This is a genomic window from Acinetobacter lactucae, assembly GCF_013344765.1.
GTDB lineage: Bacteria > Pseudomonadota > Gammaproteobacteria > Pseudomonadales > Moraxellaceae > Acinetobacter > Acinetobacter lactucae_A.
In genome coordinates this window covers 1-8,966 of sequence record NZ_JABVBF010000142.1, presented here as the reverse complement: position 1 = coordinate 8,966, position 8,966 = coordinate 1, and the positions used below count along the sequence as shown (strand labels likewise).

Genomic DNA, 8,966 nt, shown 5'->3' with positions numbered 1-8,966 from the left:
ATTTAATTGATCAAGACTTCCAAATAAATTGGGAAAAACTCTGATCGGCTTTTAAACTATTTTCAACTGCCTGCGCAAGTTGACGAATAATACTTTGTGTTTCAATCTTTTCAAACCAGTCTTGCTCTTCATCAGGATTGGCAGAGATTTCACACATCAAATGCCCATCATAGTCTGTTTTCTGGCAAGTAATAGATAATGGCAAAAGATGATTATCAATACTCACTTCTACTTTTTCATGTTCATGCACAATATGCTGCGCATCAAAACCATAATGCCCCAATTGCTTAAACAGTAAAGCTGCTACATATTCTTGTGTGATATGGCATTCATTTGGTGGATGATCAAGCACCCCATGTTGTGGGCAACTGGCAATAAATTGTAATTTTTTCATCCTTTGTCCTAACACTTTTATCATTATCTACGCTTAGCATAAGCAATAAACAAACAGCAGCCAAGCCTTTAGCCCGCTGCTGCCGTTACTATTGTGTTAGCAATTATAAAATGTGTTAGGTTAAAAGTTATTGGCTAACTTCTATCGTTAAGCCTGCACGATTCGCCAACTCAGTGAAAGTTGGGAAACTTGTTGCAACGGTTTCAGTCCCTTGAATGGTAATCGGACCAGAAGTACGAAGCCCCGCCATACTAAAGCTCATTGCAATACGGTGATCATGGTGAGATTCGATTTCACCACCAGAAAAGATTGGTGACCAGTCTCCTGACTTACCTTTGCCTTCGATAATGATGCCGTCATCAGTTGGCGTACAGTCAATACCCATGATTTTTAAGCCGTCTGCCATAACCTGAATACGGTCAGATTCTTTCACGCGAAGCTCTGCTGCACCAGTGAGTACAGTTTGGCCTTCAGCACAAGCAGCCGCAATAAATAGAGCTGGGAATTCATCGATTGCTAAAGGTACTTGGTCTTCAGGCATATGAATGCCTTTAAGCGTGCGTGAACCTTTAATATGGATATCAGCAATAGGTTCACCACCAGCAATACGTTCATTTTCAACAGTGAGGTCAGCACCCATCTGTTTTAAAATTTCGATTACGCCAGTACGGGTTGGGTTAATCCCTACCGCCTCAAGCACAACATCTGCACCTTCAGTAATTGCAGCACCCACCATAAAGAAAGCAGCAGATGAAATATCAGATGGAACCTGAATATCAGTACCTACTAATTTTCCGCCACCAACAAGAGAAATCTTATTGCCTTCGGTTTTAACATCATAACCAAATGCACGAAGCATGCGCTCTGTGTGGTCACGAGTTGGTTCTGGCTCAGTTACCGAAGTTTCACCTTCAGCCCATAAACCAGCAAGTAAAATACCCGACTTCACTTGAGCAGACGCCATCGGCAAGTCGTATTGAATGCCTTTTAATTGCTGGCTACCCGTAATGCTGACAGGTGGTGTCCCTTTCTCACCTGTAGTCTGGATTTGCGCACCCATTAAACGTAATGGTTTAGCAATACGCTCCATTGGACGTTTAGAAAGTGACGCATCACCAGTCATCACTGAATCAAATTTTTGTGCTGACAACATGCCTGAAAGCAAACGCATGCTCGTTCCAGAGTTACCCATATACAAGGCACTTGCTGGCGCTTTTAAACCATGCATGCCTACACCATGAATAGTCACTTCACCATTTTTAGGGCCTTCAATGCTTACGCCCATATCACGGAAAGCTTGCAAAGTTGCCAAAGCATCTTCACCTTCAAGAAAGCCAGTTACATGGGTAGTGCCTTCGGCAATAGCACCAAACATAATGGAGCGATGTGACACAGATTTGTCACCCGGTACGGTAAATTTACCTTTAAAAGCCTTATTTCCCGGTAAGATACTGAATTGCTGTGTCACCTTATTTTTCTCCATTAAAGGTTTTTTGGCTAACATATGATTGAAATGCTGACGTGCTGCCTGAGCATGGCCGAGTAAACCCATTAATGCATGAGAATCTTCGTTTTCAATCAATTTTCTAAGTACGGTAAGTTGTTTCTCGAAGCCATCTACAGCATTTAATATCGCTGTTTTATTAGCAAAGAAAATGTCATGCCACATTTGGGGATCACTAGCCGCAATCCGTGAGAAATCACGGAAACCACCTGCTGCATAACGGAAAATATCAAGATTATCTTCACGGTTTGCAAGTTGCTCGACCAGATTAAATGCCATCAAGTGCGGTAAATGACTGGTATGCGCCAAAACTTCATCATGCTTGGCAACATCCATACAAATCACTTCAGCTTTGGCTGCTGACCAAAGTTGAATCAGTTTATCAATTGCCCATTCTGCACTTGTTGGTAATGGCGTCAAAATCACTTTGTGATTTGCAAATAGATCGACCTTGCCTGCATGAACGCCCGTGTGTTCACTACCAGCGATAGGATGTCCCGGTACAAAACCTGCTGGTAAATCTTCACCGAATATAGCTTTTGCTGCCTCAACGACATTACCTTTTGTACTTCCCACATCGGTTACGATCGTGGTTTCTAACAAATAAGGTTTAATTTGCTCAAGCACTTTTTGAGTGGCACGCACCGGCAAGGCTAAAACAACCAAATCGGCCCCTTTCACGGCTTCAACAGGATCAGAAAATCCTTCTTGTATTAAGCCAAGTGATTTTGCATCTTCTAAAGTTTTCTGTGAGCGTGTAGATGCCACAACAGTTGTAGCCAACTTTTCGGCAACAATAACGCGAGCTAAACTCGACCCGATGAGTCCTAAACCAATAAATGCAACTTTTTTAAATAGGGGTTGTGACATAACTTCAACTTTGCTTTTGCTCAAAGTGATTTAAACCTTTGAGCAATTTGTTTTTTAAGCATAATGACATGGCCATTTTGATACATGTCATTATTCCAACATGAGTAATTAGAGAACGGCAGCAGGATAAGAACCTAAAATACGAAGCTCTTTTACCATTGGACGAATATCATTGATTGCTGCAGCAACATTTTCTTGATCGATATGGCCTTCTAAATCGATAAAGAATACATAGGCCCATTTTTCAGGTAATGCTGGACGGGTTTCAATACTTGTTAAGCTAATATTATGTTTTGCAAACGGTGCTAAAATTTCTAATAAAGCACCTGCACGGTCATGTGCTGAAATTAATAACGATGTTTTGTCATTGCCACTTTGTGGAATTTTTTCACGACCAATCACTAAGAAACGAGTGGTATTTTCCGGATTATCTTCAATATTGCTATGCAAGATTTCAAGGTTGTACATGCCTGCTGCAATATCTGAAGCAATCGCTGCTGAATGCCATTCATTACGAATACGGCGTGCAGCTTCTGCATTTGAGTTTAAGGCAACACGTTCAACACCCGGATAATGCGCGTCTAACCACTGGCGACATTGAGCCAAAGTTTGTTGGTGTGCATAAATCTGTTTAATACTGTCTTTACGTGTATTTTCAGAGACTAGGAATTGATGATGAATACGTAATTCAACTTCACCAATCACATTTAAATTCGATGTTTTAAAACAATCTAAAGTATGGTTCACAATACCTTCAGATGAGTTTTCAACTGGCACCACCCCGTAATGTGCACTACCCGCTTCTACTTCACGGAACACTTCATCAATAGTTGGTAATGGACGAACAACAGCATCTTTACCAAAGTGTTTAAGCACAGCTGATTGAGTGAAAGTCCCTTCTGGCCCTAAAAATGCGATACTTTGCGGAGCTTCTAAAGCAAGACAAGCAGACATAATTTCACGGAACAAACGCGCCATAGTGACATCAGACAAAGGCCCTTGATTGCGTTCCATAACTTTACGTAAGACTTGTGCTTCACGTTCAGGACGATAAAACAAAGGATTCTCTTCGGAAGCAAATTTAGCTTTTGCAACAGCTTCGGCAAGGCTTGCGCGGCGATTTAATAATTCTTGAATCTGTTGATCTACACTATCAATATCTTCGCGAATTTGTTCCAAACTAAGAGAAGTCGTTTTGTTTTGATCATCGTTGATCATTAGAATGCAGCCTCAGTAAAATCATCTTTTAAACGAGAGTATAACAATAGTCTGCTTTGATTTGTTAGGCAATATGGCTGTAAGAGCTTTTTTCATTAACCTTTTTGCGCACATTTCTTTGATCACTTTATTTGATAATGATTTTCATTTATTATTTGCATAATAAATTTTATTCTTCCCCATTATGCATAAGTCATTTTTCTTTTTATCTTTAAGTTTTTTATTAAGTACTTTAATAAGCTGTTCTGTTTTGGCTCAAACGTCTGTACAAAATCAATCAAAAATCGTTTTTCAAAATAATCAGGCACAATTTCAAATTAAATCTCAACATACAGGTCATGATTATCTTATTCAAATTTATAAACCGCCCGTTGCCCCTCCACAACATGGCTATCCTGTACTTTATATTTTAGATGGGAATGCCACTTTTCCAAGTGCTGCCAATATTGCTCAGTCGATTGGCGCTGGTTCTACCAAATTAGGACTAGATCCGCTCATGATCGTAGCGGTTGGTTATCCTCAGCAAAAAACCTTTGATGTGCAAAAACGTGCTTATGATTACACACCAAAACCTTCCGCCGAATTCCATGCACAAGGTAAATATAAATATGGTGGTGCTGACAAGTTCATCAATTTCTTAAATGATGAACTCAAGCCTGCAATTGCACAACAGTTTCCAGTTAATAGTCAACAACAGAGTCTATATGGGCATTCTTTTGGAGGCTTGTTGGTTCTTTATCATTTTTTTCAAAAGCCTAATGCATTCCAGCGTTACTTTGCTGCAAGCCCTTCTCTTTGGTTTGATCAAGGCATGTTATTTCAAAAGTTAAATCATTGGCAAAATCAAAAACAAAGTAATTCTCCGATGCTTTTGACCACAGTCGGTACACATGAGCAAGGCGGGCCTCGTACTCAACTTGATAATAAATTTAACGAAACAGATTTCTTTAAAGCTCTGGAAAATAAACGTTCAGATCAATTTAGTTATTGGCATTTTTATAACCCTGCTGAGCAACACATTACAAATTTGTATGCAAGTCTACCCAAAGCACTTATGTTTGCTTCATGTCAAACTCTAGAAAGCTGTAAATCTTTATTTGATGAGCAGAAATAGAAAACAGCTCAATAAAAACTTACTCGATTTTTAAAAGTTGAGCTCGTCTCAATGTCCAGATTAGCTATACTGTCTAAAGATGCCATAACAACAGTAAAATAGAATGAATAAAATTATTGTCTTAAGCCTACTTAGCTTCACCAGTTTCACTTTAACAGCTTGTGGTGGTTGCCCAATAATTGCAGGATGCAATGGTACAGATCCCTCTCCATACTATATGACGACTGCCAGCAATCAAGTTCGTGGTGTGCCAATTCCAGCCCAGACTAAACTCACCTACAAGTCACAACATTTTAGGCAGGAATTTCAGCAAACACATGCCTTAAAAGAGAAAAATTTAACAGCTATCGCATTACCAGAAAATACGGCAATCGTTTGGGGTGGCATGCCAGTAGACAAGTTTATACAGTTTTCTAATCCCGAAATGAAAGGATTTTCCGTCTATCCAGCACGAGGATTTAAAACAGAATTATCAAATGAATTTTTACGTTTATGGAAAAGCTGTGAAAGTGATTTAAACATTAACTTAAAGAATCCAAATGACTGGTCATTTAATCCTGAAAATATGGAAATAAGGGGTTGTGGTGTGGTCTTTCAAGAACGTAGTGAATACACCGAAGATTCATTTCGTCAAGATGAAGCAGATGAGTTTTTAAGAAAGATGAATCATGCATTACAGCAATTACCGAAACAACAAAACTATCCTGTCATTCAACAGAAGACTAAATAGTTAAAAACAAAAACAGCCTGTTCTAAGACAGGCTGTTTTTAATCTGCTTAATTAGGCTTTGCCAATTAATCCACGTGCTACGATTTCTTTCATAATTTCATTTGTACCACCGTAAATACGTTGGATACGGGCATCTACAAAGAAACGTGAAATTGGATATTCAGTCATATAACCATAACCACCAAAGAGTTGCAGCAAATTATCGGCGACTTTCATTTGCATGTCAGTGCTGAAGCTTTTAAGTGCCGCAGCTGTCTCAACATCTAGCTTGCCTTCTTGATATAGAGCAACATTTCTCTCATAAAAAGCCGCTGTAGCAAGCTCATCAATTTTTGCTTGTGCTAAAACAAAACGAGTATTTTGAAACTGTGAAATGGGTTGGCCAAATGCATGACGTTCTTTTACATAAGCAGTTGCCAAATCAATTGCACCACGAATAGCACCAATTGCAGTAGATGCAATAGCGGTACGCTCACGTGGTAACTCTTGCATTAAGTAAGCAAAACCCTGCCCAGCTTGACCGAGTAACTGGTTTTTAGGAACCTTAACATTGTCAAAAAATAGCTCAGATGTGTCTTGAGAATGTAGGCCAATTTTGTCTAGATTTGTGCCTTTTTTAAAGCCTTCCAGATGAGTATCTGCCAATAATAATGACACGCCTTTTGCACGCGCTTGAGGATCAGTTTTCACTGCAAGTACAACAAGATCAGCATGCTGTCCATTTGAAATAAAGGTTTTTGAGCCATTTAATAAATAATGGTCGTCTTGCAAAATGGCGCTAGTACGCATTGATTGTAAATCTGAACCCGCTCCTGGTTCCGTCATACCGATTGCACCAACCACTTCACCTGTTACCATTTTCGGCAACCAGTATTGTTTTTGCTCTTCTGTCCCGATGTGCAAAATATACGGAGCAGCAATTTCAGAATGGCAAGAAATCGCTGTTGATAATGCACAAAAACCAGCACGTGCAGACTCTTCAACTAACATTAATGAATAATAGGTTGGTACACCGTAACCACCATATTCTTCTGGCACATCCACACATAAAAAGCCATTTTCGCCCAGTTGATTCCAGACAGAGCGTGGCATAATGCCTTCGCGTTCCCATTGATCATAATGTGGAGCAATATGCTCATTCATAAAACGTTTAAAATTATCACGGAATAATTCTAAATCTGCATCGTATGCCAACATAATATTTTCCTTCAGCTTTATTGTTTTATCGAATCTCATTGCTGTGCATGCTAATCATTTTTTAAGCTGCTGTCATGACATAGCTGCTCATTAAAACTGTACTTTTCAGTCAGCCAATAAAAAAGGAAGCCAAAGCTTCCTTTCTTTTTATAGGTTTATTTGAATTAATCTAGACCTTCAGCGACTTGAGGAGTTTTTTGTTCCATCATTTTTCTGTCGACTTCATCTGGATTATTTAAAGCATCATTCAGCTTATCTTTATCTAAAGCACCGACCCATTTTGCAACAACAATCGTTGCTAATGAGTTACCAACAAGATTAGTTAATGCACGTGCTTCTGACATGAAACGGTCGATACCTAAAATTAATGCCAAACCTGCAACTGGGATATGTCCAACAGCAGACAACGTTGCTGCCATAACAATAAAGCCAGAGCCTGTTACCCCCGCCGCACCTTTAGATGAGATTAAGAGTACTAATAACAAAGTGATCTGATGTTGAATATCAAGCTGAGTATTCGTTGCCTGAGCAATAAAGATTGCTGCCATAGTCAAATAAATTGACGTTCCATCTAGGTTAAATGAATAACCTGTTGGAATCACTAAACCAACGACAGACTTTTCACAACCTGCAATTTCAAGTTTACGTAACATGCGAGGCAAAACAGATTCAGAAGAAGATGTACCAAGTACAATTAATAACTCTTCACGAATCAGGCGAATCATCTTAAGGATACTGAATCCACTAATACGGCTGATTGTACCCAAGATTAAGAAGATAAAGAGTAAGCACGTAATATAGAAGCAGATAATGAGCTGCCCTAATTGTACGAGTGAACCAACGCCATATTTACCGATAGTGAATGCCATTGCACCGAATGCACCAATCGGAGCCAATTTCATGACCATATTCACAATGTTAAAGAACACGTGCGCAACTTGATCAATAAATTTTAAAACTGGGCGTCCTGCATCACCTAACTTATGTAAAGCAAAACCAAAGAGAATTGCAAAAAGAAGGACTTGTAAGATTTCACCATTTGCAAATGCGCCAACCACCGTATCAGGGATGATGTGCATCAAGAAATCAATGGTAGATTGTGACTCACCAGAACTGACGTATTTTTGAATGCCCGAAGTATCAAGAGTGGTAGGGTCAATATTCATCCCTACACCCGGTTTAGCAATGTTAATTACAACAAGGCCAATTAGAAGTGCAATTGTTGAAACGATTTCAAAATATAATAACGCAACGCCGCCAGTTTTTCCGACTGACTTCATGCTTTCCATGCCAGCAATACCGCTTACCACGGTACAGAAAATAACTGGAGCAATGATCATCTTGATCAAACGAATAAAGGCATCACCTAATGGCTTGAGTTTTTCACCTAACCCCGGAATATGCTGTTCGACACCATTGACAATTTGCGTTGAGCTTGGAGAAAAATGCCCTACCAAGATACCCGCAATAATCGCAATAATCACCTGAAAATAAAGTGATTTATAAATCGGTTTTTTAGCCATAACTTTACTTCAATCTATATTTCCAAGTCCGTTGGAAATACCAAAATGAAACGTCTATTCTTTACGAATACACAGCCCTAACCTTTCACATTAACACCGCAAAAGGAAAATGGTTTTTTGTGAACAAAAAACCTTCCTACTACCTCAATGAAAACAAAATTGCTGTTTTCTAAAACAGGAGAATACCTGAAGTTTCTAACCACTTTGAGTAGCTAGAAATAACCTCTTACTTTTTCAATAAAAAGCTGAAGATATAGGAGAATCACAGAAAATTATGATATGAGTGCTCAAAAAAGCACGAGAAAGTTTACTCGAATTAAATAACGATTCGGTTAATTTTTTGGCTAATACGCATAAAAAACACTCAGGCAGCCCTAAGACTTTAGTATGAGAAACACTTTTGATATTTTTTCAGC

The 8,966-nt window shown here is 39.0% G+C and carries 7 protein-coding genes; 2 read left to right on the top strand and 5 right to left on the bottom strand.

What is annotated here, in order from left to right; genetic code table 11:
* Positions 1–10 precede the first annotated feature (10 nt).
* The 3 genes from HUN22_RS13155 to pheA form a co-directional block, all read right to left on the bottom strand.
* Complete coding sequence (locus HUN22_RS13155) at positions 11–394, bottom strand: hypothetical protein (protein ID WP_174730161.1); 384 nt, start codon at positions 392–394, stop codon at positions 11–13.
* A gap of 127 nt (positions 395–521) precedes the next feature.
* The gene (locus HUN22_RS13150) at positions 522–2,768 is read right to left on the bottom strand and encodes a bifunctional prephenate dehydrogenase/3-phosphoshikimate 1-carboxyvinyltransferase (protein WP_174730158.1); all 2,247 of its coding nucleotides are present in this window, start codon (positions 2,766–2,768) and stop codon (positions 522–524) included.
* A gap of 108 nt (positions 2,769–2,876) precedes the next feature.
* Entirely contained in the window at positions 2,877–3,986 is a 1,110-nt protein-coding gene (gene pheA, locus HUN22_RS13145) for a prephenate dehydratase (protein ID WP_002049199.1), read from the bottom strand.
* Between the two features lie 184 nt (positions 3,987–4,170).
* Between pheA and HUN22_RS13140 the strand changes: the two genes are divergently transcribed.
* Complete coding sequence (locus HUN22_RS13140; RefSeq protein ID WP_174730155.1) at positions 4,171–5,100, top strand: alpha/beta hydrolase; 930 nt, start codon at positions 4,171–4,173, stop codon at positions 5,098–5,100.
* 103 nt (positions 5,101–5,203) lie between these two features.
* The gene (locus HUN22_RS13135) at positions 5,204–5,830 is read left to right on the top strand and encodes a hypothetical protein (RefSeq protein WP_174730152.1); all 627 of its coding nucleotides are present in this window, start codon (positions 5,204–5,206) and stop codon (positions 5,828–5,830) included.
* 51 nt (positions 5,831–5,881) lie between these two features.
* Here the strand turns inward: HUN22_RS13135 and HUN22_RS13130 are convergent, their stop codons facing one another.
* Complete coding sequence (locus tag HUN22_RS13130; protein WP_017386519.1) at positions 5,882–7,027, bottom strand: acyl-CoA dehydrogenase family protein; 1,146 nt, start codon at positions 7,025–7,027, stop codon at positions 5,882–5,884.
* 164 nt (positions 7,028–7,191) lie between these two features.
* The gene (locus HUN22_RS13125; RefSeq protein WP_174730149.1) at positions 7,192–8,550 is read right to left on the bottom strand and encodes a dicarboxylate/amino acid:cation symporter; all 1,359 of its coding nucleotides are present in this window, start codon (positions 8,548–8,550) and stop codon (positions 7,192–7,194) included.
* Between the last annotated feature and the right edge of the window lie 416 nt (positions 8,551–8,966).

Bases quoted from the DNA above. Each gene is read 5' to 3' on its own strand.
- HUN22_RS13125 (WP_174730149.1), bottom strand. From the start codon at position 8,550: ATGGCTAAAAAACCGATTTATAAATCACTTTATTTTCAGGTGATTATT.
- HUN22_RS13155 (WP_174730161.1), bottom strand. From the start codon at position 394: ATGAAAAAATTACAATTTATTGCCAGTTGCCCACAACATGGGGTGCTT.
- HUN22_RS13150 (WP_174730158.1), bottom strand. From the start codon at position 2,768: ATGTCACAACCCCTATTTAAAAAAGTTGCATTTATTGGTTTAGGACTC.
- HUN22_RS13140 (WP_174730155.1), top strand. From the start codon at position 4,171: ATGCATAAGTCATTTTTCTTTTTATCTTTAAGTTTTTTATTAAGTACT.
- HUN22_RS13130 (WP_017386519.1), bottom strand. From the start codon at position 7,027: ATGTTGGCATACGATGCAGATTTAGAATTATTCCGTGATAATTTTAAA.
- HUN22_RS13135 (WP_174730152.1), top strand. From the start codon at position 5,204: ATGAATAAAATTATTGTCTTAAGCCTACTTAGCTTCACCAGTTTCACT.
- pheA (WP_002049199.1), bottom strand. From the start codon at position 3,986: ATGATCAACGATGATCAAAACAAAACGACTTCTCTTAGTTTGGAACAA.